The sequence below is a fragment of the Allokutzneria multivorans genome, assembly GCF_039537405.1.
Taxonomy (GTDB): Bacteria; Actinomycetota; Actinomycetes; order Mycobacteriales; family Pseudonocardiaceae; genus Allokutzneria; species Allokutzneria multivorans.
Genome location: NZ_BAABAL010000018.1, coordinates 211,578 through 235,393, shown reverse-complemented (window position 1 = coordinate 235,393; position 23,816 = coordinate 211,578). Strand labels below are relative to the sequence as shown.

Annotated in this window: 26 protein-coding genes and 1 riboswitch; of the genes, 14 read left to right on the top strand and 12 right to left on the bottom strand. The window is 68.6% G+C overall.

The annotated features are described in order from the left end of the window. Positions 1-191 precede the first annotated feature (191 nt). Complete coding sequence (locus tag ABD798_RS25145) at positions 192-929, top strand: DinB family protein (protein WP_344879391.1); 738 nt, start codon at positions 192-194, stop codon at positions 927-929. On the opposite strand, the gene add is transcribed toward ABD798_RS25145, so the two are convergent. From add to ABD798_RS25125, 4 genes are read right to left on the bottom strand one after another with little or no spacing between them, the layout of a single operon-like run. Beyond that, entirely contained in the window at positions 904-1,890 is a 987-nt protein-coding gene (add, locus tag ABD798_RS25140) for an adenosine deaminase (protein WP_344879388.1), read from the bottom strand. The two genes, ABD798_RS25145 and add, sit on opposite strands and share 26 nt — an antisense overlap. 41 nt (positions 1,891-1,931) lie before the next feature. Next, the gene (locus tag ABD798_RS25135) at positions 1,932-2,783 is read right to left on the bottom strand and encodes a phosphotransferase family protein (RefSeq protein WP_344879385.1); all 852 of its coding nucleotides are present in this window, start codon (positions 2,781-2,783) and stop codon (positions 1,932-1,934) included. 13 nt (positions 2,784-2,796) lie between these two features. Continuing rightward, positions 2,797-3,504, bottom strand: coding sequence for a polysaccharide deacetylase family protein (locus ABD798_RS25130; protein ID WP_344879383.1), 708 nt, complete (start codon positions 3,502-3,504; stop codon positions 2,797-2,799). 5 nt (positions 3,505-3,509) lie between these two features. Further along, complete coding sequence (locus ABD798_RS25125; protein ID WP_344879381.1) at positions 3,510-3,950, bottom strand: GNAT family N-acetyltransferase; 441 nt, start codon at positions 3,948-3,950, stop codon at positions 3,510-3,512. 162 nt (positions 3,951-4,112) lie between these two features. Between ABD798_RS25125 and ABD798_RS25120 the strand changes: the two genes are divergently transcribed. Continuing rightward, entirely contained in the window at positions 4,113-5,189 is a 1,077-nt protein-coding gene (locus ABD798_RS25120; protein ID WP_344879378.1) for a peptidoglycan recognition protein family protein, read from the top strand. Positions 5,190-5,195: 6 nt separating this feature from the next. Here ABD798_RS25120 and ABD798_RS25115 read toward each other — a convergent pair whose 3' ends face one another. After that, on the bottom strand, positions 5,196-5,918 hold the full coding sequence (locus tag ABD798_RS25115; protein WP_344879375.1) for an SDR family oxidoreductase: 723 nt from the start codon (positions 5,916-5,918) through the stop codon (positions 5,196-5,198). A 102-nt stretch (positions 5,919-6,020) separates the two neighbouring features. On the opposite strand from ABD798_RS25115, the gene ABD798_RS25110 reads away from it, so the two are divergent. Continuing rightward, positions 6,021-6,845 (top strand): helix-turn-helix transcriptional regulator, encoded by an 825-nt coding sequence (locus ABD798_RS25110; RefSeq protein WP_344879372.1) that lies wholly within the window; start codon positions 6,021-6,023, stop codon positions 6,843-6,845. Positions 6,846-6,850: 5 nt separating this feature from the next. On the opposite strand, the gene ABD798_RS25105 is transcribed toward ABD798_RS25110, so the two are convergent. Then, entirely contained in the window at positions 6,851-7,663 is an 813-nt protein-coding gene (locus ABD798_RS25105) for an NmrA family NAD(P)-binding protein (protein ID WP_344879369.1), read from the bottom strand. 80 nt (positions 7,664-7,743) lie between these two features. Between ABD798_RS25105 and ABD798_RS25100 the strand changes: the two genes are divergently transcribed. From ABD798_RS25100 to metE, 3 genes are all read left to right on the top strand, one after another. Continuing rightward, positions 7,744-8,625 carry an AraC family transcriptional regulator gene (locus ABD798_RS25100; RefSeq protein ID WP_344879366.1) on the top strand — a complete coding sequence of 294 codons (882 nt, stop codon included), beginning with the start codon at positions 7,744-7,746 and terminating at the stop codon, positions 8,623-8,625. A gap of 295 nt (positions 8,626-8,920) precedes the next feature. Beyond that, entirely contained in the window at positions 8,921-9,952 is a 1,032-nt protein-coding gene (locus tag ABD798_RS25095) for an enoyl-CoA hydratase/isomerase family protein (protein WP_344879363.1), read from the top strand. After that, positions 9,950-10,169, top strand: a riboswitch (cobalamin riboswitch). It overlaps the preceding gene by 3 nt. A 136-nt stretch (positions 10,170-10,305) precedes the next feature. Then, positions 10,306-12,558 carry a 5-methyltetrahydropteroyltriglutamate--homocysteine S-methyltransferase gene (metE, locus tag ABD798_RS25090; protein WP_344879360.1) on the top strand — a complete coding sequence of 751 codons (2,253 nt, stop codon included), beginning with the start codon at positions 10,306-10,308 and terminating at the stop codon, positions 12,556-12,558. A gap of 31 nt (positions 12,559-12,589) precedes the next feature. On the opposite strand, the gene ABD798_RS25085 is transcribed toward metE, so the two are convergent. Beyond that, positions 12,590-13,249 (bottom strand): GNAT family N-acetyltransferase, encoded by a 660-nt coding sequence (locus ABD798_RS25085; RefSeq protein WP_344879357.1) that lies wholly within the window; start codon positions 13,247-13,249, stop codon positions 12,590-12,592. Positions 13,250-13,289: 40 nt separating this feature from the next. On the opposite strand from ABD798_RS25085, the gene ABD798_RS25080 reads away from it, so the two are divergent. The 5 genes from ABD798_RS25080 to ABD798_RS25060 all read left to right on the top strand — a co-directional run bounded on the left by ABD798_RS25080 (position 13,290) and on the right by ABD798_RS25060 (position 16,522). Next, positions 13,290-13,817: a CGNR zinc finger domain-containing protein gene (locus ABD798_RS25080; RefSeq protein ID WP_344879354.1), complete on the top strand. Its 528-nt coding sequence runs from the start codon at positions 13,290-13,292 to the stop codon at positions 13,815-13,817. A gap of 41 nt (positions 13,818-13,858) precedes the next feature. Next, positions 13,859-14,356: a DUF4232 domain-containing protein gene (locus ABD798_RS25075; RefSeq protein ID WP_344879351.1), complete on the top strand. Its 498-nt coding sequence runs from the start codon at positions 13,859-13,861 to the stop codon at positions 14,354-14,356. Further along, on the top strand, positions 14,338-15,537 hold the full coding sequence (locus ABD798_RS25070) for an APC family permease (RefSeq protein WP_344879348.1): 1,200 nt from the start codon (positions 14,338-14,340) through the stop codon (positions 15,535-15,537). The genes ABD798_RS25075 and ABD798_RS25070 overlap by 19 nt, the downstream gene beginning before the upstream one ends. 9 nt (positions 15,538-15,546) lie before the next feature. Then, a complete protein-coding gene (locus ABD798_RS25065) occupies positions 15,547-16,050 on the top strand; it encodes a hypothetical protein (protein WP_344879344.1) in 504 nt (167 codons plus the stop codon). A 79-nt stretch (positions 16,051-16,129) separates the two neighbouring features. Next, the gene (locus ABD798_RS25060) at positions 16,130-16,522 is read left to right on the top strand and encodes a VOC family protein (protein ID WP_344879342.1); all 393 of its coding nucleotides are present in this window, start codon (positions 16,130-16,132) and stop codon (positions 16,520-16,522) included. 22 nt (positions 16,523-16,544) lie between these two features. Here the strand turns inward: ABD798_RS25060 and ABD798_RS25055 are convergent, their stop codons facing one another. From ABD798_RS25055 to ABD798_RS25045, 3 genes are all read right to left on the bottom strand, one after another. Next, positions 16,545-16,973: a YciI family protein gene (locus tag ABD798_RS25055; protein WP_344879339.1), complete on the bottom strand. Its 429-nt coding sequence runs from the start codon at positions 16,971-16,973 to the stop codon at positions 16,545-16,547. A 79-nt stretch (positions 16,974-17,052) separates the two neighbouring features. After that, complete coding sequence (locus tag ABD798_RS25050; RefSeq protein ID WP_344879336.1) at positions 17,053-17,778, bottom strand: HNH endonuclease family protein; 726 nt, start codon at positions 17,776-17,778, stop codon at positions 17,053-17,055. Then, positions 17,775-19,136 (bottom strand): AAA family ATPase, encoded by a 1,362-nt coding sequence (locus ABD798_RS25045; protein WP_344879334.1) that lies wholly within the window; start codon positions 19,134-19,136, stop codon positions 17,775-17,777. The genes ABD798_RS25050 and ABD798_RS25045 overlap by 4 nt, the downstream gene beginning before the upstream one ends. Positions 19,137-19,511: 375 nt before the next feature. Between ABD798_RS25045 and ABD798_RS25040 the strand changes: the two genes are divergently transcribed. The 3 genes from ABD798_RS25040 to ABD798_RS25030 all read left to right on the top strand — a co-directional run bounded on the left by ABD798_RS25040 (position 19,512) and on the right by ABD798_RS25030 (position 22,328). Beyond that, positions 19,512-20,633 carry an HNH endonuclease signature motif containing protein gene (locus ABD798_RS25040; RefSeq protein WP_344879331.1) on the top strand — a complete coding sequence of 374 codons (1,122 nt, stop codon included), beginning with the start codon at positions 19,512-19,514 and terminating at the stop codon, positions 20,631-20,633. Positions 20,634-20,674: 41 nt separating this feature from the next. Continuing rightward, positions 20,675-21,661: a methyltransferase gene (locus ABD798_RS25035; RefSeq protein ID WP_425549263.1), complete on the top strand. Its 987-nt coding sequence runs from the start codon at positions 20,675-20,677 to the stop codon at positions 21,659-21,661. A gap of 133 nt (positions 21,662-21,794) precedes the next feature. Then, entirely contained in the window at positions 21,795-22,328 is a 534-nt protein-coding gene (locus tag ABD798_RS25030) for a hypothetical protein (RefSeq protein ID WP_344879328.1), read from the top strand. A 67-nt stretch (positions 22,329-22,395) separates the two neighbouring features. Here the strand turns inward: ABD798_RS25030 and ABD798_RS25025 are convergent, their stop codons facing one another. Continuing rightward, a complete protein-coding gene (locus ABD798_RS25025) occupies positions 22,396-22,980 on the bottom strand; it encodes a dihydrofolate reductase family protein (RefSeq protein ID WP_344879325.1) in 585 nt (194 codons plus the stop codon). Then, complete coding sequence (locus tag ABD798_RS25020) at positions 22,977-23,789, bottom strand: metalloregulator ArsR/SmtB family transcription factor (RefSeq protein WP_344879322.1); 813 nt, start codon at positions 23,787-23,789, stop codon at positions 22,977-22,979. The genes ABD798_RS25025 and ABD798_RS25020 overlap by 4 nt, the downstream gene beginning before the upstream one ends. Between the last annotated feature and the right edge of the window lie 27 nt (positions 23,790-23,816).

Here is a 23,816-nt window from a genome sequence, read left to right as displayed (position 1 = left end):
CTTCAAGACCAGCAAACCCGCCTGTTGATCACCGCTAACCGCGCCCTACTTCGGGCATCCCGGGGGTTTGCCGCCGTTGAAGACCGCTGGGACGGGGGTTGGCGGTACTTGAAGACCTGCGAACCTCCCGCCTTGCCGACCGTGACGTCGAAGGGGCGGGCTTGTCGGTGCTCAGTCCTAGCATCCGGGGCATGAAGCGGTATGTGGACGAGGATCTGCGCGGTGCTGAGTTCCGCGAATGCGATCTGACCGGGGCGCGCCTGATCGGCGTCGTCATGCAAGACGCCGTGATCGACGGGCTCGTCACCAACCTCGTGGTGAACGGTGTCGAGGTCACCGAGTACGTCGAGGCGGAGCTGGACCGGCGCCATCCGGTGCGCGCGCTGATCCGCTCCGAGGACCTCGCCGATCTGCGCGAGGCATCCCGGCAGCTCCACGCCGGATGGGCCGCGACGGTCGAGCGGATGCGTCGTGCACCCGGCATCGAGCACCGCACCGTGAACGACGAGTGGTCGGCGGTGCAGACGATGCGCCACTTGGTCTTCGTTCACGACTCGTGGTTTCGCCGCTGCTGCCTGGGCTCGACGGAGTTGTTCACGCCGATGGGCACCGGGCCGACCGTCGAGCCCTATCGCGGAGCGCACGGGCTTGACCTCTCGCTCGATCCGGGCCTCGATGAGGTCGTGAGCGTGCGTGAAGCACAGGCCGCCGAGCTTGAGGCCTGGCTCGACGAGGTCACCGCCGCGCAGCTCGCTACCGAGGCGCCGGTGCCGGACGACGATGTCTGGCCGCCGTACGCGCGGGGCCGCTCGGTGCGGCAGTGCCTCGGCACGGTGCTCAACGAGACCTTCGAGCACCACGGCTTCTGCGTCCGCGACCTCGATCTGATCGAGGAGCAGGACGCTACGCCAGCTCCAACCAGTCGGTGATCTCCTTGTGCAGCCGGGTTTTCAGGGCTTCCGGGGCGTAGGAGGCGTCGACCCCGGCGCGGGCGAACCGGGCCAGGTCGGCGTCGGAGTAGCCGAAGGCGTCGCGCACGCGGGCGTACTCGTCGCTCAGCGAGATGCCCATCATGTTGGGGATGTCGGTGTTCAGCGTGACGATCAGCCCGGCGTCGACGAGCCGGGGGAGCGGGTGCTCGGCGAGCGACGGCGCGACGCCGAGGATCACGTTGGAGGACGGGCAGACTTCGAGCGGTACGCCGCGTTCGCGGACCTCGGCAACCAGCGACGGGTCGTCGAGCACGCGCACGCCGTGCCCGAGGCGCGCGGTCTGTCCACTGTGGAGCGCTTCGCGGATGCTGTCCGCGCCGCAGTCCTCGCCCGCGTGGTGCAGCAGTTCGAGGCCCGCCTCCTTCGCCGCCGCGATCACTTCGACGAACGGCGCGAGCGGGTAGCTCTCCTCGCCCGCCATGCCGATCCCGATCACCGCGTCGTGCGCCTTGGCGAGCTTGAGGGTGTTCCACGCGCGGTCGACGGAGCGCCTGCGCGAGTGGTCCAGGATCACCCGGCACACGATGTCGTTGTCGCGCTGGCCCTGGTCGAGCCCGCGCAGGACGGCTTCGAGCGGCATCTCCAGGTCGCCGAGCCGCTCGCCGTGCGCCGCGGCGGTGAAGGTGACCTCGGCGTAGCGGGTGCCCTGCGCGGCCTCGTCCTCGCAGAACTCCACGGCGACGCGGGTGAAGTCCTCCGGGCGCAGCAGGCAGCTCCGGATGATCGAGTTGGCGTCGGCGAACTCGCGGAAGCCGGTGAAGGTCGTGCCTTCGTCACCGAGGTGCGCCGGGACCTCGACCCCGTTGGCCGCACCGATCTCGCGCAGCGTCTGCCACCGGATCGTGCTCTCCAGGTGCACGTGCAGGTGTGCCTTGGGCAGCTGCGTCAGGTCCCTCATGCCCGCGACCCTATTCGCACCGCCTCCCGCGAGCACGGGGATTAACCGGTGCCTGGATCTCGCAGGGTTTCGGCGCGGGCCCGGGTGACGAAGTTGTTCAGGGCGTGCTCGCGCAGCGCCAGGTTGCCCGCGAGCTGACCGGCGGCGGCGACCTGGAGGGACAGCGTCGCCCGGTGCGTCATGGCGCGGTTGAGCGTGGCGGCGTCGGTGATCTCCGCGACGTGCGCGGCGCCGTAGATCCCCACGAGCGGAGCGAGGTCGATCGCGGGATCCCCGGCGCAGAGGTGGTCCCAGTCGAAGAGACCGCTGATCCTCCCGTTGTGCCACAACAGGTTGTGCGGTCCGAAGTCGCCGTGCACGAGCCGGACGGGAGCGCGGAACTCGGTGACGATCACGGCCGCGACGACCTCGGCGGCGGTGTCGCGGAGGTCTCTGGGCAGCAGGGGCATCAGCTCGTCCGTCACGATGGCGGGCCACTGATCGCCGCCGCACCACACGCGCGGCGCGGGCAGGCCGGGTGGCAGCGCGACCGAGGACAGCGCGTCGAGCGCCTCCGCGAACTCCGCCACCGCCTCGGCCCACGGGATGTCGGGGTGGAACTGCCCGGCCAACCGCGACACCAGCACTCCGGTGCGGCCGTCGTGCGTGCGCGGCTCGGACAGCGGCTTAGGCACGGCAAAGGGGAGGTCGACGCCGTCGAGCAGTTGGGCGGTGCGGTGCTCGCGCGCGACGCGCTCGGCGTCCGTGGCGATCCTGGCGACCACCTCGGGCAGCACGAGCACGTCGTGGAAGGCGCCGTGCCGGTAGCGCGCGATCGACCAGTCGTGCTCCGGCCAGCAGGCCGCCGCGTGGTCCTTTGTGGACTCGACGAGGCGGTTGCCGACCGAGGACATGATCAGAAAATACCTATTTCCTGAGCTTGAGCAGCTCCGACACGGTAACGAACCGGTACCCCTGTTCACGGAGCCCGGTGACGATGCCGGGGATCGCGGCCCGGGACCGGGCCCGCCCCGGGTACATCACGTGCATCAGGATGATCGAACCGGGACGGGTCTGTTCGAGCGTGTTCCGCACGATCGTGGCGGCGTCGTGGTCCACGCCGGAGTCCGGCTCCACGTCCCACATAACGGTGACGCGGTCGTGCTCGGCGAGGTAGCTCGGCAGCGTCCACAGCTTCTTGCCGAACGGCGGCCGGAAGGTGATCTCGCCGTCCTGCCCGGCCGCGCGCAGCTCACGATCGGTGTCCTCGACCTCGCGCCGCACGAACTCCGGGCCGACGAGGGCCATCCGCTGGTGCGAGTAGCTGTGGTTGCCCAGCTCGTGGCCCGCCGCGCGGATCTGTTTGCCCAGCTCAGGCCGTGCAGCGAGGTCGTTGCCGTTGAGGTAGAACGTCGCGGGCGCACGAAGCTCGGCCAGCCCGCGCAGCACCTCCGGCGCGAGGTCCGTCGGCCCGTCGTCGAGGGTCAGCGCCACCACCTTCTCCTGCGTCTCCACGCGGTGCACCAGCTCGCCGAAGAGCTGGTAGGTGCGCGAGTTGGTGAGCTGGTAGAGCCCGAGAACGCCGATCCCGGCGACGAGCAGGACCACGGCGGTGATCACGACAGCCTTGCGCATGCCGGTCACGGTCGCAGGCGCATGTCGTACTGGTCGATTCCCGGGGCGAAGCCGTCCGGCACCACGTTCTCGGTGACGAAGCCGAAGCGCTCGAAGAACCCCGCGCTGTGCTGGCTCGTCGCCAGGAGCACCGTCGCGGGACCGGTCGCGGCGATGGCGTCCAAGCGCACCCGGAGCAGTTGGGCGCCGAGACCGCGCCGGTGGTGCGAGGCGGTGACCATGCCCCAGCACAGGGTCCACGTGCTCGGGTCGTCCCTTCGCGGCGCGTGGCCACCACAAGCGACGACCTTGCCTTCTTCACGGCCCACGAGGTAGTGGTCCCCGAAGTCGCCGAGGAACTCCAGGAACTCGGCGCGCTCGGACTCGGCGAAGTACCTCGGCACGTTGCTGTCGAAGACTTCGAGGACTTCTTGCTGGTCAGCGGCCCGGTAAGGGGAAACAAGCATGTATTGACGATCTCAAACCGTCATCGATTAACCAAATTGTGACGGCTGGCCGAAAGATTCCTTCTAAAGGGCCTTGCTTGAAACCTGGCACCGCGCGGAACGTGTTGGACGCCTACCTCATCCGTTTGGGGTTCCCTGCCCCCAATCCGAGGAGTAACCGCCATGGAACCGATTCTCGCGCGCCGCACCCTGCTCGGCAGCGGGCTCACCCTCACCGCACTCGGCCTGGTCGGCGCCTCGCCCGCGCTCGCGTCAGTGCGCGAGGCCGCGGCCGTCCCGGCCATCGCCGGGACCGGGGTGTGGGGGGCACGCGCCAACAGCGCCGCCATCACCGTGCTCGCCCGCCGCACCGCGAAGATCATCATTCATCACACCGCCACGGAGAACAGCAACGACTTCAGCCAGGCGCACGCCTTCGCGCTGTCGCGGTCCATCCAGAACCACCACATGAACGTCAACGGGTGGCTGGACACCGGCCAGCACTTCACCAACAGCCGCGGCGGGTACGTCACCGAGGGCCGCCACCGCAGCCTTGAAGCGCTCAACAGCGGCAACAAGCACGTCTCCAGCGCGCACACCAGCGGGCAGAACGACGTTGCCTTCGGCATCGAGAACGAGGGCCTCTACACCAGCGTCGGGCCGACCACCGCGCAGTGGAACTCGCTCGTACAGCTGTGCGCTTACATGTGTCAGAAGCACGGCATCGCGTCGTCGCAGATCTTCGGGCACCGCGACTTCAACAACACGGCGTGCCCCGGCAACACCCTCTACGCGCGCCTGCCCGAGCTGCGCACCGCCGTCGCCCGCTCGCTGGGCCGGGCCGCCGAGGCCGACCCGGTCACGTGGCGACTGCTTCAGCCCGGCGACACCGGCGAGCGCGTGCTGGTCGCCCAGTACCTGTTCCGCGCCATCGGCGAGACCTCCGTCCCGCTCACCGGCGTCTACGACCAGGAGCTCGACGCGGCGGCCCGCAGGCTCGAAGCCAAGCACGGCATCCCGGTCAGCGGCCTCGTCGGCGCCGAGACGTGGCCGTTGATCACCGCGCCCGTCCGGTCGGGGGAGCGCGGCGACGCGGTCCGCGCGCTGCAACTGCTGCTGACCGCGCACGGGATGGTCAACCGCTCGGACGGCGTCCTCGACGGCAACACCACGACCGCCGTGCGCAACTTCCAGGTGCGCAAGGGACTCCGCGCCGACGGCGTCGCCAACGCCGACACCTGGAAGCACCTGCTGTCCTAGTTCCGGTCACACCTGCCTCGTTGGCATGGTGACGACCGTCGGGAGGCTGACGTGGGCGGGGCGGGTCACCGCGAAGGTGATCAGTTCCGCCACGTCGGCGGCCCGCAGCGGTTGGCACGAGGCCAGCAGCGAACGCACTCCCGCGAGGGCGTCAGCGTCGGCGACGTGGTCGTAGATCTCCGTGTCGACCAGGCCGGGCTCGATGGTCGTGGTGCGCACGCCGTTCGGCGCGAGTTCCGCGCGGAGCACGTCGGTGGCGTGGCTGAGCCCGGCCTTGCTCGCGGTGTAGGCGACGGTGCCGGTGAACGTGCGCCGCGCGGAGATCGACGACACGGACACGATGTCGGAGACCCCGTGCCGAGCCGCTGACAGGAGCAGTTGGGGCAGGAAGGTGTTGACGGCCAGCAGAGCGCCGGTCAGGTTGACGTCGACGGTGCGCCGCCACGACTCGGGGTCGGACCTGCCCGGTTGGAACACGCCCGCGTTGTTGACCAGCACGTCGACCGGGCCGATCAGCTCCGCCGCCGCGGCGAGGGAGGCCGTGTCGGTGACGTCGGCCGGCACGGGGAGAGCCCTGGTGCCGACCGAATCGGCGATGTCCCTGAGGCGGTCGCCCCTGCGGGCCAGGAGGGCGACCCGGAAACCGGCTGCGGCGAGGGCGTGCGCGGTCGCTTCGCCGATGCCGCTGGAGGCGCCGGTGATGACCGCAGTGCGGAGTTCGTTGATCACGGGCGGAAGGGTCTCGGCCACGGCACGTGCCGGCCAGGGCGCGGTTTTCCTGGGACTGGCAGTACCAGGAACGGTGAACGCAGGACCGCCATACTTCGTCGGGTGGAGCATCAAGCCGAGATGGGGGAGTTCCTGCGCTCGCGCCGGGCTCGCCTCAGCCCTCAGGACGTCGGGCTGCGCAGCTTCGGCGGGCGTCGCCGGGTGCCTGGCCTGCGCCGGGAGGAGCTCGCGCCGCTGGCCGGGGTGAGCGTGGACTACTACGTGCGCCTGGAGCAGGGGCGGCCGGTCAACGTGTCGCGGACCGTGCTCGACTCGCTCGCGAGCGCCCTGCGGCTCACTCCGTCGGAGCGCGAGCACCTGCACAACCTGGCCCGCCCCGGCCGCGTGGTGGTGCCTCCGCGTCAGGTGCGCGAGCCGGTGCAGCGCTTGCTGGACGCGATGGCCGGGGTGCCCGCGTTCGTGCTGGGGCGCCGGATGGACGTGCTGGCGTGGAACGACCTGGCGTGCGCGCTCATGGGGGACTTCGGCGCGCGGGAGCCGGAGCGGCGGAACATGCCGTGGATCATCTTCATGGATCCGCGCAGCCAGGCGCTGTACCCGAACTGGGAGAAGGTCGCCCGCGAGGTCGTCGCCTACCTCCGCCTGGACGCGGGGCGGTACCCGGACGACGCACGGCTGGCCGCGCTCGTCGGTGAGCTGTCCGTCCACAGTGAACAGTTCCGCCAGTGGTGGGCCGGGCACAACGTCCAGGAGAAGGTCCACGGCAGCAAGGTCTTCCGGCACGCGGAGGTCGGCGAGCTGACCCTGGACTACGAGTCCATGACGTTGCCGAGCGACCCTGACACGATCGTCGTGGCCTACACGGCTTCGCCCGGTTCGGAGTCCGAAGAGCGGCTGAGGCGCCTGGCTTCGCTGCCGAAGCCCTGACGCGGCTACGCCCAGCTGTCCAGCGAGCGGCGCACGTAGGACTCGAAATCCCTTGGCGGGCGCCCGAGAACGCGCTCGACGTCGCCGGTGGTCCCGGTGATGGTGCCCTCGCGGACGGCCTCGAAGACCGTGCACAGGTCGCGGGCGTCGTCCGCCGGGAAGCCTTGCGCGACAAGCAGGTCCACGTACTCGGCGCCGGAGACCTCCTTGTAGTGGATCTCGCGACCGCTCTCCTTGGCGACGATCGCGGTGGCTTCGGCGAAGGAGATCCCGCGCGGACCGGTCAGCACGTAGGTCTGCCCGGTGTGGCCGTCCTGCGTCAGCGCGGCGACCGCGACGTCGGCGATGTCCTCCACGTCCACCATCGGATCGGGGTGGTCGCCGGTCGGCAGCACGACCTCTCCGGCGAGGACCGGCTCGCGCAGGACGTCCTCGCTGAAGTTCTGGAAGAAGTGGTTGGGGCGCAGGATCGTCCAGTCCACGCCGGATTCGCGGGCCGCCCGCTCCGTGCGCAGGATGCCCTGGAAGTGGTAGGTGTCCGAGCCGCGCCCTGACAGCACCACGATCCGGCGCACACCCGCGTCGACCGCGCGTCGGACGAACTCGTGCACGGGGCCGAGCCCGGGCGGCGGGATGAGGTAGAGCGCTCCGCCGCCGTCGAGCGCGGCCTCCCAGGTGTCGCGGTCCGCCCAGTCGAAGGGGATCTCGGTGGAGCGGGAGAGCGGGCGGGCAGGCAGGCCCAGCTCACGCAGGCGGGAGACGACGCGGCGCCCGGTCTTGCCGGTGCCGCCGAGGACGAGGTTCACGCTGGCTGTCATGAGCTCAGCCAACCGCGCCGAGCGTGGACGTTCCATGGCGAATGCACTCGAAACCATGTGCGATCGTCTACGTTGGGGGAGTGGACGCATTCGGAGACCTGTTTCGCGGAGTGCGGGCCGACGGCGCGCTGTTCGGCCGCACGGTCCTGACCTCGCCGTGGGCGCTGCGCTTCGTCGACGGCGCGTCGCTCACGATGTGCACGATGATCAACGGCTCGGGTTGGCTGATCTCCGCCGACGGCGAGCGCACGCACATCCCGCCTCGCGGCACCGTGATCGTCCGTGGCCCTGCGCCGTTCGAGATCGTCGACGACCCGACGCGCGTCATTGACGACGCGCTCGACATTCGTTGCGCCACAACGTGTTCCAGTACCCTCGGGGACGGCGACTCCGCGATGGTCGTCGGCGCTTACACCTTCGAGCGCGGAGTCGGCCGGCGGCTGCTCGCCGCGCTGCCGCCCGTGATCGTCGCCCCCGAGGAGTGCAACGAGGGCGATGACGCCGTGCTCCGCTTCATCGCCGAGGAGGCCGCCGCCGACCGCCCCGGCCAGCAGGTGGTGCTGGACAGATTGCTGGACTGGCTGCTCGTGTGCACGCTGCGCGCGTGGTTCGACCGGCCGGGCGGCGATCCTCCGGCCTGGTACCAGGCGCAGGGCGATCCCGTTGTGGGACAAGCACTTCGTGCCCTGCACTCCGATCCCGCGCGCACGTGGACCGTCGCTTCGCTCGCCTCCGAGGCCGGGGTGTCCAGGGCCGCGCTGGCGAAGCGCTTCACGGCGCTGGTGGGGGAGCCCCCGCTGACCTATCTCACGGGCTGGCGCATGGACCTCGCTGCCGACCTCCTCGCCGAGCCCGGCAGCACCGTGGCCGCAGTGGCCCGCCGCGTCGGCTACGCGGACGGCTTCGCCTTCAGCGCGGCCTTCAAGCGCGTGCGCGGAATCGCCCCCAGCGCCCTCCGCTGAACAGCACTTTCGCCCTCCGGCCGCTCCGCACGTCGCATAATCTTCTCAGCCACAATGACTTCAGTGTCGAATGAAATCAATCCGCCACAGCAAAACACCGCCAACCCCGCCCAGACATCAGGGAGCCGCCGAAGTTCGCCAGTCTTCAAGACCAGCAAACCCCCCTGTCGATCATCGTTAACCGCCCCAAACCCTCATGGGGTTTGGGGCGGTTGGAGACCTCGCGGAGGGGGGTTCGTGGGTCTTGAAGACTGGTGGACCCGATGGGGTGCGAGCGCGTCGATAGGGTTGGGGGATGAGCGATGTGGTGCTGCGGGTCGAGCGGGGGCTGGGGCGGATCACGCTGAACCGGCCGAGGACGCTGAACGCGTTGACGCCGGGGATGGTTCGCGAGATCTTCGGCGCGCTCGGAGACTGGGCCGGCGACGACGCGGTGCGCGCGGTGCTGATCGACGGAGCCGGTGAGCGCGGGCTGTGCGCTGGCGGGGACATCCGGGGCATCTACGAGCACGCGAAGGCAGGGCAGGACGGGCCGAAGACGTTCTGGCGCGAGGAGTACCTGCTCAACCACCGGATCTCGCAGTTCCCGAAGCCCTACATCGCCCTCATGGACGGGATCGTGATGGGCGGCGGGGTCGGGGTCTCCGGGCACGGCAGCGTCCGCGTCGTCACGGAGCGCTCGGTCGTCGGCATGCCCGAGGTGGGCATCGGGTTCGTGCCGGACGTGGGCGGGACGTTCCTGCTCTCGCGCGCGCCGGGTGAGCTGGGCACGCACGCGGCGCTGACCGCAGCGCGGTTGTCGGGGTCGGATGCGATCCACATGGGCTTGGCGGATCACTTCGTGCGCTCGGAGAGGCTGCCGGAGCTGGTCGAGGCGCTCAGCGAGGGCGAGCTGGACGTGCGGGCGTTCGCGGAGGAGCCGCCGCCGAGCGAGCTCGCGGCGCAGCGTCGGTGGATCGATCCGTGTTATTCGGCTGATTCGGTTGAGGAGATCGCGAGCCGGTTGGCGACCAGTGGTGAGGCTGCGGGGGAGGCGGCGGCGAAGGAGTTGCTGGGGAAGTCGCCGACGTCGTTGAAGGTGACTTTGCAGGCGTTGCGGGCGGCGAAGGTGCTCGATGATCTGGGTGAATGCCTCGATCTTGAGTATCGGGTGGCGTGTGCGCTGCTGGAGCGGCCGGACCTGGTTGAGGGGATTCGGGCGGCGATCATCGACAAGGATCGCGAGCCGAGGTGGAGTCCTGGGCGGTTGGAGGACGTGGACCGGTTGTCGGTGCAGCGGTGCTTCGCGTGGCTCGGGGAGGGTGAACTCGGGCTGGCGGTCCGATAGGGTCGGCGTCGCTGGTGGTTCGGCCGTCTCGCCAGGGCGGTCGTCGCAAGAGGGAACCCGGTGGGAATCCGGGACTGCCCCGCAGCGGTGAACGGGAACGACCGCCGTCATGAGCACTGGGTCCGCGAGGGTCTGGGAAGCGACGGCCAGTAGGAGAGCCGGTGTCGAGCCGGAGCCGCCCGTGAGTCCGAAGACCTGCCACCGGTACGCGCACCGAGGGTGTGCGTGGGTCCTACGGCCTCGCGGGTGGCCTGTGCGGACGGCGGCGCCTGCTGTTGATCAGAGGCGTCTGTCCTCGCGTGCGCTCGTGGGTCCGTGGTGGCTCGTCAGCGCGAGCTCGCGAGGAGAGAGCTGTGAACGTTGGAAGCACCGTGCTCGGGTATCCGCGGATCGGTCCGCGGCGTGAGCTGAAGCGGGCGCTTGAGGACTACTGGGCGGGTCGGACGCCGGTTGCGGCGTTGGAGTCGGTGGCCTCGGAGTTGCGGGCGCGGACGTGGGCGGAGTTGGCCGCGTCGGGGTTGGATTCGCTTCCTGGTAACACGTTCTCGTACTACGACCAGATGTTGGACACCGCGGTGATGGTGGGTGCGGTTCCCGCGCGGTACCGGGGTCTTGGTCTGTCCGATGTGGACACTTATTTCGCGATGGCGCGGGGCAACGATGCCGTTCCGCCGTTGGAGATGACGAAGTGGTTCGACACGAACTACCACTACCTGGTGCCGGAGTTGGGTCCGGATTCGGTGTTCTCGGTGGCGGACAACAAGCCGTTGCGGGAGTACCGGGAGGCTTTGGCGCAGGGTGTGACGACGCGGCCCGTGGTGATCGGGCCGGTGACGTTCTTGTTGTTGTCGAAGGCTTCGCAGGAGGGTTTTGCTCCGCTGGGCCTGTTGGACCGGTTGCTCGATGCGTATGAGGCGCTTTTGGCGGCGTTGGCGGAGGCGGGCGTCGAGTGGGTTCAGTTGGACGAGCCTGCGTTCTGCGCTGACCGGAGTCCTGTCGAGCTGGCGGCGTTGGCGACTGCTTATGAGCGGTTGGGCAGGCTGACGAATCGGCCGAGGATTCTTGTGGCGTCGTACTTCGGGACGTTGGGTCCGGCGTTGTCGGTGTTGGCGGAGAGTCCGGTCGAGGCGATTTCGGTCGACTTGGTGGCGGGTGGTCTTGAGGGCATCGCGTCGGTGACGGCGTTGCAGCACAAGACGGTTGTGGCTGGTGTGGTTGACGGTCGCAATGTGTGGCGTACTGATCTGAACAGCGCGTTGGCGAAGTGTGCGACGTTGTTGGGGTCGGCTGCGCGCGTTGAGGTGTCGACGTCGTGTTCGTTGTTGCACGTGCCGTACGACGTTGATGCTGAGTCGAACTTGGATTCGGCTGTGTTGCCGCGTTTGGCTTTCGCGCGGCAGAAGTTGGCTGAGGTTGTGCTGCTCGGGCGTGCGTTGCGCGAGGGCACGGACGGCGTGGCTGACGAGTTGGCTGCTGCCGCTGAGGCCGTGCGGGTGCGCAGTGGTCGTGATGACCGGGTGCGGGCGCGTGTTGAGGCGTTGCGGCCGGAGGATGCGCGTCGGGCGGAGTATGCGACGCGGGCGAGGGCTCAGCAGGAGCGGTTGAAGTTGCCGCCGTTGGCGACGACGACGATCGGGTCGTTCCCGCAGACGGGGGAGATTCGGAGGGCTCGGGCGGATTTCCGTGCTGGGCGGTTGGGTCCGAACGAGTATCGCCGGTTGATGCGTGCGGAGATCGAGCGCGTGGTGCGGCTGCAGGAGTCCATTGGTCTTGATGTTCTGGTTCATGGTGAGCCGGAGCGCAATGACATGGTGCAGTACTTCGCTGAGCTGCTCGATGGCTTTGCGGCGACGGAGTTCGGGTGGGTTCAGTCCTATGGTTCGCGGTGTGTCCGTCCGCCGATTTTGTTCGGTGATGTGTCGCGGCCGGAGCCGATGACGGTGGAGTGGGCCGAGTACGCGCAGTCGCGGTCGGAGCGTCCGGTGAAGGGGATGTTGACCGGGCCGACGACGATTTTGGCGTGGTCGTTCGTGCGTGATGATCAGCCGTTGGGTGAGACGGCGCGTCAGGTGGCTTTGGCGTTGCGGGACGAGGTTCGTGACCTGGAGGCGGCGGGGATCGCTGTGGTGCAGGTGGATGAGCCTGCGTTGCGGGAGTTGTTGCCGTTGCGGGAGCGGGATCGCAAGGAGTACTTGGACTGGGCGGTGGAGTCGTTCCGGTTGTCGACGGCGGGTGCTGCGGACAGCACGCAGATTCACACGCACCTGTGTTATTCGGAGTTCGGTGATGTGATTTCCGCGATCGATGGGTTGGACGCGGATGTGACGACGATCGAGGCGGCGCGGTCGAAGATGGAGGTGCTCGACGATCTTCGTGCGGTGGGTTATGGCCGGGGTGTCGGGCCTGGTGTCTATGACATCCACTCGCCGCGTGTGCCGGGTGAGGACGAGGTCGTGGAGTTGTTGACTGCTGCTGTGCGGGTGATTCCTGCGGAGCGGTTGTGGGCGAATCCGGACTGTGGTCTGAAGACGCGTGGTTATGCGGAGGTTGAGGCCGCGTTGACGCACATGGTCGCGGCGGCGAAGAAGGTTCGCGCGCAGCTGTGATCGGTGGGCGGTCGTGTGGGGCTCGCGGGTCTCACACGACCGTCGCGATCAGCAGGCGGGTGATGGTGTGCCAGCCGAGCTTGTCGTAGAGGTGTTTGCCCATCGGGCTCGCGACGAGGAGCAGCCGGGTCGTTTTCTGTTGTGCGGCGTGGTTGTGCAGGTGGCGCATGAGGTGTGCGGCGAGTCCTTTGCGGCGGTGGTCCTCGTGGACTGCGACGGAGTCGATGACGCCTGTGGTGTCGCGGAGGAGCATGGTGGCTGAGCCTGCTTCTTGTCCGTCCTTTGTGGACTTGTAGGTGGCGCGGACGGCTCCGGTGCCGAGGTGTTCGGTGGTGAAGGTGTAGCCGTCGACCGGTGCGGGTTCGGTGGATGTGGTGGGTTCGAGGCTCATGAGGTGTTCGATGTCGGCGCGGGCCCAGTCGAAGCCGGGTGGGGGTTGTTCGGCCTGGTCGTCGGTGAGGGGGATGGTGATCCAGTCGGTGTGCGGTTGGGCGCCTTCGGCGAGCAGGGCGGTGCGGAGCCAGTCGGGGTCGAGGCCGGGGGTGGTGACGAAGTGTTCGACGGTGCGTCCGCCTCGGCCGACGCGGACGGCGATGGTGGCGGCGAGGGTGGGGCGGATGTCGGTGAGCTGGCGGACGGCCGCCCAGTTCCGGGTCCATTCGATGATGGATTCGGTGGTGCCGGGGGTCATGGGCGCTTCCTTTGCGTCACTGGTTCGCTAAGCTGAGGCAGTGACGCTAGCACTGGATGTCGGCAACAGTCACCACGCGCTCCGGCTGGAGACCGCTGTGGCGCTGGTCAACGCGGTGACGGGGGAGAACCGCGGGGGTGTGCCCGAGCACCTGACCGAGGCGGAGGTTGGGCTGCTGGCCGGGCTGGCGGTGGATCTGCGCGCGGTGATCGAGGCGCTCGTCAGTGGTGATCACGACGCCGCGGCGGAGGTGCTGAACCGGTTGCTGGCAGACAGCGAGGCGCGTCCTCGGTTGCTGCGTGAGGAGGCTGGGCAGTGGCACCTGGCCTTTCACGACGCTGAGGCGGATGTCGTGCGGCGGTGGACTGCGGGGTTCGCGGTGGCGTTCGCGGCGGTGCTCGGTGATGACTCGGTGCAGCGGTTGGGGTGTTGTGCGGCGCCTCGGTGTGATCGGGTTTTTGTGGACGGAAGTCAGGGGCGGACGAGGCGGTTCTGCGGTGTGACGTGTCAGAACCGGGTGAAGGCGGCTGCTTATCGCAGGCGTGGAAAGGCCGTGGAGGTTCGGTGAAGGTGCGGTCGGCCGTGGTTGGGCGTGGCAAGGTCCTCGGTGTGAGAGTGAAGCTTGCTGCTGCTGCCGGGGTGTTGGTGCTGAGCGCGTGCACGTCCGCGCCGCCGCCCCCGCCGCCTCCTCCGCCGGTGCCTGATCCGTGTTTGAAGGTCACGACGGGGATCGTGGACGCGGCGTTGGGGTTCCGGCAGATGGGGTTGTACGTGACCAACTGCGGGACGAAGGTGGCTGAGCTGAACGGCTATCCGGCGGTGAAGTTCTTCGACAAGCAGGGGAATCTGCTCGATCTGACGGTGGGGCGCGGTGCGACCGACGACCCCGGTGCGAAGCCGTTGTCGATCAAGCCCGCTGAGCAGGTGGTGGCGCACTTGTCGTGGCGGAACACGGTGACCGACATCGACCGGGTGCCGTATTCGGCGACGGCGTTGGAGATCGCGCCGGTGGAGTCGATGCCGGGTCAGAAGGTCGATCCGGGGACGACGTTGGACCTGGGCAACACCAGTCGGGTCGATGTGACGGCGTGGATGCCGAAGAAGTGAGCGGTCTGGTTCGCGGGCTCGGTCTCGGGGACGCGGTGCTGGTGGGCCTCGGCGCGATGATCGGCGCCGGGGTCTTCAGCGTTTTCGCGCCGGCCGCTGCGGCTGCTGGTTCGGGGTTGCTGGTCGGGTTGGCGATCGCGGCGGTGGTGGCTTACTGCAATGCGACGTCTTCTGCGCGGTTGGCGGCTCTGTATCCGGAGTCCGGTGGGACCTATGTCTACGGGCGTGAGCGGTTGGGGCCGTTCTGGGGGTATCTGGCGGGGTGGGCTTTCGTTGTCGGGAAGACCGCTTCGTGTGCGGCGATGGCGTTGACGGTCGGCTTGTACGTGTGGCCGGAGCGGGCTCATCTGGTGGCGGTGGTGGCCGTGGTGGTGTTGACGGCGCTGAACTACGTGGGTGTGAAGAAGGCCGCGCGGGTGATCGTCGCGGCGGTGCTGGTCGTGTTGGCCGGTGTGGTGGTGCTCGGGCTCCGGTCTTCGGGTGTGGAGCTGGGGAATGTGGGTTTCTCCGGCGGTTTCGGGGTGTTGGAGGCGGCGGGGCTGCTGTTCTTCGCCTTCGCCGGGTATGCGCGGGTGGCGACGTTGGGCGAGGAGGTCCGTGATCCTGCTCGCACGATCCCGCGCGCGATCTCTCTCGCTCTGGTGATCACGCTGGTGGTGTATTCGGTCGTCGCGGTGACGGTGTTGTCGGTGCTCGGTCCTTCGCGGTTGGCGGAGTCGACGGCGCCTTTGGTCGATGTGGTTGTGGTGGCGGGGTTTCCGGGCTTGGCGCCGGTGGTGACCGTGGGGGCTGCGTTGGCGGCTCTGGGTGCTTTGCTGGCGTTGGTGCTCGGGGTGTCGCGGACGGTTCTGGCGATGGCTCGTGATCGGCGTCTGCCGGTGGCGTTGGCGGCGGTGCACCCCCGGTTCGGGGTGCCGCACCGCGCTGAGCTGGTGGTCGGGGCGGTGGTGGCGGTTGCCGCTGGTGTGGCGGATCTGCGTGGAGTGATCGGGTTCTCGTCGTTCGGAGTGCTGCTGTACTACGCGATCGCGAACGCCTCGGCGTTCACGTTGGGGCGTCGGGTGGTGCCGGTGGTGGGTTTCCTCGGGTGCGTGGTGCTGGCGGTGACGTTGCCGGTGGCTTCGGTGCTCAGCGGTGCGGCGGTGGTGGTCGTGGGCGGAGTGCTGTACGCGGTCCGTTAGGTTTCGATCATGTCCTCCGGTCAGGTGCCGTTGTGGGTGCCCATCGTCGTCGGTCTTCTCGGTCTCTTCGGTGCTCTCGGAGCGCAGCTCGTCGGCGGGTGGCGGGAGGACCGGCGGTGGCGGCGCGAGGTGGAGCGCGAGGACCGGCGGTGGGAGCGGGAGCGCGAGGCGCGCCGGTACGAGGCGCGGGCGCAGGCCTACACCGATCTGGTTTCGGCGGTGGAGTCCTTCGACTGGGTGCTCTACCAGGCGCGGAAGTCCCCGTCGGCTGAGGTGATGGCGGAGCTGCGGGTGGTCAGCACGCAGGCCCGCAACTCCTTGGGCGGGGTGAACGTGCACGCGCCGGAGGCGATCCGGTCGCTGCTGCGCGAGTCGCTGATCCGGCGCTCGGACCTGGCGAAGCAGTTGCTGGAGGGGGAGAACGGGCCCGCGCAGGACCTGCTGTGGAAGGAAGGGCAGCGGGAGTACCAGGCGCTGCGGAGCAGGATGCGCGAGGACCTGGGGCTGGACTGATGTCCGGTTTCTTCAAGACCCCGCGGCGCGGTCGCGGTTAGCGTGCTCGCACTGGAGTCGCGGAGTTGATCGGAGAGTCATGGACGTGCAGCTGGACCTCGTGGGCATGGTCGTCGCCGACATGGGGAAGTCGCTGGCCTTCTACCGCCACCTCGGGCTGGACATCCCGGCCGGGGCCGATGCGGAGCCGCACGTGGAGGTGAGCCTGCCCGGCGGGCTCCGGCTGGCGTGGGACACGGTGGAGACGGTGCGGTCGTTCGAGCCGGACTACGTGCACCCGGCCGGGCCGATCCGGATGTCGTTGGCGTTCAAGTGCGGTAGCCCTGCCGAGGTCGACGCGGTGTACGCGAAGCTCGTCGGGCTGGGCTACGCCGGGCACCGCGAGCCGTGGGACGCGTTCTGGGGGCAGCGCTACGCGGTGGTCGAGGACCCCGACGGCAACACCGCGGACCTGTTCTGCCCCAACGCTTAGGCCGGGGTCCTCGACCTGGGGCTCAGGAGCGCTGCTGCTCGATCTTCTCGCGCAGCCGGTCCTCCTGGGCCACCATCTCCGGGGTCATCACCGGGGCGAAGTCGGCGGCCTCGATGACCTTGCGGATCTCGACCTCCACCGCCTCGGAGCCGGCGAAGGGGGCGCGCTTCACCCACTCCACGGCCTCCTCCAGCGACGCGACGTCGAGGATCCAGAACCCGGCGATGAGCTCCTTGGTCTCGGCGAACGGGCCGTCGATCACCGTCCGCTTGTCGCCCTCGAAGCGCACCCGGGCGCCCTTGGAGCTGGGCTGAAGACCGTCACCGGCGAGCATGATCCCGGCCTCGACCAGCTCCGCGTTGAACTTGCCCATGGCGTTGAGCTCCTCGGCCGTCGGCAGCGCGCCGGCCTCGGACTCCTCGCTGGCCTTCACGATCACCATGTAGCGCATCGCCTGTCTCCGTCCTGAAGGGTGTGCGTGCTTTCTACCCGAGCGTCGATCGGCGGCGCCGCTTTTCGACACCGAGTCCTCACGAAAGCAGCGCGGCGCGGAGTTCGGGGAGGCGCAGCAGCTCAACGACACCGGGGGAGTCGGAGAAGACCAGGTCCGCCCTCGGCAGCACGGCCTGGCGCAGCATCGACTGGCACACGTCGGCGAAGGGCTGCTCGCGCACGGTCAGCACGGCGCGCGCCCGGTTCGCCGCGCTGCGGGCGCGGGCCCATTCGCGCAGGCAGTAGACGACCACGCGCTGAGCCTGCACGCGGCCTCGGGTCAGCAGGGGGCGGTTGAGGCCGCAGACCTCGATCGTCGCGCGGCCCTTCGCGGTCAGCGGGTGGTACTCGCCCAGCGACAACGCCAGCACCAGGTGCTCGAAGGGGTCCTCGACCGTGGGGTCGATCAGCAGCGGTGTCCCGTCGGCGGCCACCGGGTAGCGGTCGCGCTTGACGTGGCTGTTGCACATCGAGCACGCCAGCAGGTGGTTGAGCCAGTCGAAGGTCCGTAAAGGGTTGCGGGACAACGGTTCGTGGTGATCGATGTCGGTGCCCTGGTTGTCGCCGCAGTACATGCAGTGCTGCCGCCCGGGGGCCATCGCGGTCAACGCCGTGCGCAGGGCCTTGCGATCGGGGTTGGCCCGCCACATCCTGCGCGCGTGCGTGGTCCGGCTCGCGCGCGGTGCCGTGCGCAGGCGTTCGGTGAGCCCCGCGAGCCGCCCGGCGACCTCCTCGGGCAGCTGGGCGCGGGCGAGCCTGATCATTCCTCTGACCAGTCGCGACGCAGGCTCGCCGCGACCTCGTCGACCCGCGCGACCGGAGAGCTGGTCAGCAGGTCCTTCAACTGCTGGTAGCGGTACTTCGCCGCGTCGCTGATCTCCCCCGCGAGCACGCCGACCTCCAGCTCCACCAGCTCGCGGCGGAGTTGTTGCGCGCGCTCGGAGTACGGGGTGTCCAGGCCGAAGAGCTCCGAGAGCACCGCGTCGTCGCCGCTGCCGAACACGATCCGCTCGTAGAGGTCCTGGTCCACCACCAGCGGCGGGTCCTCGCCGTCCGGGCCGGGCAGGCGGATCAGCCCGCCCTCGTCGGCCGCCTGGCACACGTAGGGGCTGTGCGTGGTCACGATGAACTGGATGTGCGGGAAGTGCTCCTTGAGCCAGCCGCCGATCCGCTTCTGCCACGAGACGTGCAGGTGCGCGTCCACCTCGTCGATGATCACCACGCCCGGCACGGTGATCACCGGGGTCTTGCCCTCCCTGCGCACCGGGAGGCTGCCGAAGGCCTCGTGGATCTGCTTGAGCAGGTCCACCACCAGCGCCGCCACCGTCCGGTAGCCGTCGCTCATCTCCCGCAGCGGGAACCGGTGCCCGCCGCGCACCACCCACAACCCGTCGGAGTCCACGCCCTCGATCCGGTAGGAGTCCGGCAGCAACCCGTCCGCCAGCACCCGCAGCGCCGTGTCCTTGAGCTCCAACGCCCCAGGCCGCCCCTCCAGCGACCGCAGGTGCTGCTCGATCAACCAGCTCACGCCCTCAGCGAGCGAGGCGTCCTCGTGGAACAAGCTCGCCAACCGGGCGACGGGCCCGGGGCTGAGCATCAACCGCTGCGCGTCGCTGGCCCCGCCCGCGAGCCTGCGGAACGGCCCGTACGCGGCGCAGAACCAGCCCGTCGGGTTGTCCTGCCACGGCCCGCGACGCGGCATCGCCCGCTGCCGCTCCGGGATCGCCTCGTGCAACGAGGGCTGCACGCTCGCCCGGTACACCTGCGTCTGCTTGTCCGGCGGCGTCCACGCCAGCCCCACCCAGAACTCGTTCTTCGGCGTCCTGCCCTGCCCGGTCATCCGGTCCACGTCCGGATCGAAGGCCAGCTGCACCCGCGTCGTCGCGGTGTCCCGCCCGGAGGTGATCCAGTTCTCGAAGTCCGGCACCAGGTTGCGGGACACAGCGGGACCGCTCACCGCGAGCGCGATCGCCCGCAGGAGAGAGGTCTTGCCGGAGCCGTTGCGGCCCGCGATCACCGTCCAGCCCGCGTGGGTGCCGTCCGGGCGGGTCAGCTCCAGGTCGACCTGGCGGGAGCCGTGGAAGCCCCGGATGTTGCTGAGCCTGACCCGCGAGATGTACATCCTGCGACTGTATCGTCGCGGGCTGTTGTCGGGTGGGAATGAAACCCAGGCGCAACTCAAGTGTGTTGGCTTTCGGTCCGTCGGCGATTCCTGGTGATTCTTATGTTTTGAGTCGTGAGTGAGGGGTTGTCCGCGCCGGTCCTTGCGTGGGGTCGGCTTGACCTGGGGGCCCCTTGCGCGTGCCCCTGGGCCTTACAGGGGCACGGGATAGAACCCCGGCCCTCGCGGAAGCGTATGGCACGCGCACCCCAGGTAAAGCCTCGGTCGTGTTGGCGTCTTGCGTTTTGTGGGGGTTGCGTTTTCGGGGTTGCGGGCGCCTAGGAATTCATTCTTTAGAGCCATGATCCACTATTATTTGCGGGTAGAATTGGGGGTATGACCCTCGATGAACTTCTCGTTGAGGTTGAGGCGAAACAGGCCGCTCTGTGTCATGCGAAAGCGGAACTCGCCACAGCCTTGATCACATTCCACACCGCCGCCGACGATCGCGATTACCGGTTCGTGCAGAATGAGATCGCCTGCGCCCTGCACATCTCCCGACGTGGCGCGGATCGCATCCTGTCCAACGCCTCCGAGCTGACCGAACGCCCCCGAGTGTTGGCGGCTCTGTCGGCTGGGTTGATCGATGAGAGCAAGGCCCTGCTCATCGTGGACCAGGTGCGGATCTTGAAGGAGTCGCAGGCTTCGATCGCCGAGGCGAACCTGCTGGAGTACGCCCCCACTCGCACCTACACCTCGATCCGGCGGCGTGCCCAGACGTTGATCCACAAACTCGACCCCAAGGCCGCCGATCTCCGGCACGAGGAGAAACGCAAACGCAGGTTGGTCGAGAAGATCAACCTCGACGACGGCATGGCCGAACTCCGCCACACCATGACCGCCCACGACACCGCGATGGCCTTCGACCACATCGACAGGATCGCGAAATCCCTGCCCAAGGATGACCGGACCCTGGACCAGAAACGAGCCGACGTCGCCCGAGACCTGCTGCTAGGCCTCGACACCCCGGCACCACAGGGCCAGACCATGGTGTACCTGACGATGCCCATCACCGCACTGCTCGGCCTCACCGACGACCCCGGCATGCTCGCGGGATACGGGCCGATCCCGACCCATGTCGCGCAGGACATAGCGGCAGGCGGAGTCTGGAAACGCATCCTGACCGACCCGGTCACCGGCATGGCCGAAGAAGTCAGCGACACCTACAGGCCGTCGCCGAAACAACGAGAACTCATCAACGCCCGCTACCCCAGGTGCACAGCCATCGGATGCCAGCAACCCGCCCAACGCTGCGACCTCGACCACTGCCGACCGTTCGACGGAACCAACACCACCATCCGCAACCTCCGACCCAAATGCAGGCACCACCACACCATGAAGACCCACTCGAACTGGCGGTGCGAAAACCGAGAAGACGGCACCCACCGGTGGACCACACCAGCGAAGCGCACCTACGACACCGAGCTCGAACCGATCGCAGAACCCGCACCCTTCTAAAACGCGGCGACCATTGCCACAAAGGTCTATAGCCTCGGGCGGTGGACCAAGCACAGTCGATTCTCGCCATGGCCGACCTCGCCACCCCCATGTCCATTCGCGTCGCCGCCACGCTCGGCCTCGTCGAACACGCGGGCGCGAGCGGCGCGACAGCGGAAACCCTCGCGGCCAAAACCGGAACCGACGCGGCGGCCCTGGAACGACTGCTCGAACACCTCGTCGCGGCCGGAGTCTTCGAAGTCGACGCCGAAAGGCGATACCGGGCGACGAGCCTCGGCGCGCAGATGAGCGATGACGCCCCGGAAGGCGTGAAACCCCTGCTCGACATCGACTGTGCCGGTGGACGCGCCGAACTCGCCTTCGTGGACCTGCTCGACACGGTCACCAGCGGCACTCCGGCCTACCCGAAGCGGTACGGACGCGACTTCTGGGCGGACCTCGACGCCCACCCGGAGTTGCGGCGCTCCTTCGACGCGCAGATGACCTGGCGATTCCGGACGCAGGTCACGCAGATCGCGGAGCGCTTCGACTGGAGCCGGTTCCCCCGCGTCGTCGACGTCGGCGGGGGAGACGGGAACGTGCTCGCCGCGATCCTCGAAGCCCATCCCGGGGTGCGCGGGCAGGTCGTGGACCTCGCGCCGACGAGCGGGGCCGCTGCCGAGCGGTTCGCGGCGGCGGGGCTCGGCGATCGTGCGGAGGCGGTGACCGGGAGCTTCTTCGCGGCGCTGCCGGCGGGAGCCGATGCCTATGTGCTGTCGGACATCCTGCACGACTGGGACGACGAGCACTGTCGCAAGATCCTCACCCGTTGCCGCGAAGCCGCCAGGCCGGACAGCACCGTCGTGGTGATCGAGCCCGTGCGCGGCGAAGGCGCCGACACCGGGATCGACCTGTTCATGCTGATGTGCTTCGGCGGCAAGGAAAGATCGGTCGACGAGCTGTCCGCGCTGGCAGGCGAATGCGGCCTGGTCCTCCGCAGGTCGCAGCCCGTCTCCCAAGGCCGCACAGCACTCGAGTTCACCACGTAAAATGGTTCGTGAGTTGGTGTCGGATTTGTCGCGAAAGAATTTCTGAACGTTGACGGGGAGCGGGCAGGGAAACCGCTTCAGGCTTTCCTGAAAGGGTTCGACGCCAAATCGCTTTCCGTGTGAGCGTCCTGCCGTGAAAATCGGACACAAGAAAACGGCGGCGATCGTCGCCGGACTCGTCAGCGTCGCCGGTCTGGTCGGCTCGGGCGTCGCCTCGGCCGCGCCTCAGCCCGGCGCCGCGACGGGCACGTACTGCATGACCACGCTCAAGAAGCTCAAGCCGGGTGAGACGGCATCCGAGGTCGTCTCGCGCGAGTGCGGTAACGACCTCGCCGTTGCCAAGAGCGCGGCGCGTGCCGAAAACGTCCTCGTCACGCTGTACACGGACAACAACTACAAAGGCCACTGGGAGATGTTTTTCGGGAAGGACGGGCCCTGTGACCACAGTGGCTACGGCATCTATACGGTCGGCTACGAGATGGAGAACGCGACTTCGTCGCTCATTACCCATTCGTGGTGCAACGACGTGACGTTGTACAACTGGGTCGGACGTGACCCGGGCGGCGGCACCTACCGGCTGAGGAGCCTTGGCAGTCAGATCTCCGACTGGGAAGCACTGCCGGGATTCAACGACATGACCTCCTCGCTCCACCTCTCCCGGTACTGACCGGAGTTCGCCGGTGACCACAGCTGCTCGCCCACGTGCAAGGCGAGCAGCTGTTCATGCGCGGGAGTCAGCGGAGGCGGTCGTAGACCAGGGCGACGGCGCCGTTGTCGCTGGTGGACTGGCTGACGAGCTTCCACCGGCCCTCGGGCAGCGTGCCGTCGAACATGCGCGGGCCACCGCCGAGGAAGATCGGGAAGATCATCAGCGCGAGCCGGTCGACCTCGTCGGCGGCGAGCAGGGCCTTGATGACGCTGACGCTGGAGAACACCACGATGTCGCCGCCGTCCTGGGCGCGGAGGTCGGCGATCACCTCGGCGGTGGGCTTGTCGACGACGGTCGTGCGCTCCCACGGCGCGGTGCCGAGCGTGGAGGACAGCACGACCTTGTCGGTGGCCACGAGCCACTTCGCGTACGCCTCGTCGCGCGCATCGACACCCTCGGCGCCGATGATCGTCGGCCAGAACCCGAGGAAGCCCTCGGCGTTGCGGCGCCCGAGGAGCGCGGTCGTGGCGGGCATCCACAGGCTGGTCATGTGATCACGCGCCACGTCGCTGGTCGCGTGGGGCAGCACCCAGCTCATGTCGGGGCTGTCCGGTTTGGCGTAGTGGCCGTCCAGGGACAGGTTGATGTTGGCGACGACTCGACGGGTCATGGGGTGCTCCTCCGGGTGATGTCCGCGGCGAGCTTGTCGAGGCTCTGGCCGAAGCCGATCTCGATGCCCGCGATGAAGTCCGCGGAGTCGACTGTGCTGTGGGTGATCCGGTAGCGGACGTCGAGGTCCACTCCGGTATCAGTGCTCTGAAGTGCGAAAACGACGTGTGCGGTGAACGCGGTGCCGCCGTCGGGCAGCAGCGGGGACAGCCGGTAGGCCAAGCGCGAGCCGGGGAGCGCCTCGTCGACGACTCCCTCCGCGCGCCCCACGACCACGTCGGAGCCGTCCGCGTCCTCGGCGTCGCGGTACTCCTGGACGATCCGTCCGCCCGGCCGCGCCTGGAAGGTCAGCTCGGAGACGCGCAGGTCCTCAGGCGTCCACCAGTGCGTGAGCAGATCGGGTTCGGTGAGGTAGCGCCACACCAGCTCCGGGTTCCCGGGCAGCGACCGCAGGAACGTGAACGAGCGGCCATCGGCCCATCCGGCCTCGTTCGCCGCGCGGCGCTCCGACTGGACGCTGTCGGTGTAAAGCTCATACGTACCAACATGATCCGCCGCATCCGCGAGCCTTGTCAGCTCCGCCGCGAGTTCCCGCAGAGCCTCGGCCCGGAGTGCGTAGACGCGGCGTTGGCCGGTGCGTTCGGAGGTGACGAGGCCCGCGCGCTCCAGGGCTTGCAGGTGCTTCGTCGTCTGCGGCTGACGCGCCTCGGCCAGCTGCGCGAGCACGCCGACCGACCGGGGTCGCTGTGCCAGCAAGCTCACGAGTCGCCAGCGGGCTGGGTCCGCGAGAGCCGTCAGGAGTGCGTCCATGCAGCCAGTATTCACACGTGGGAATAT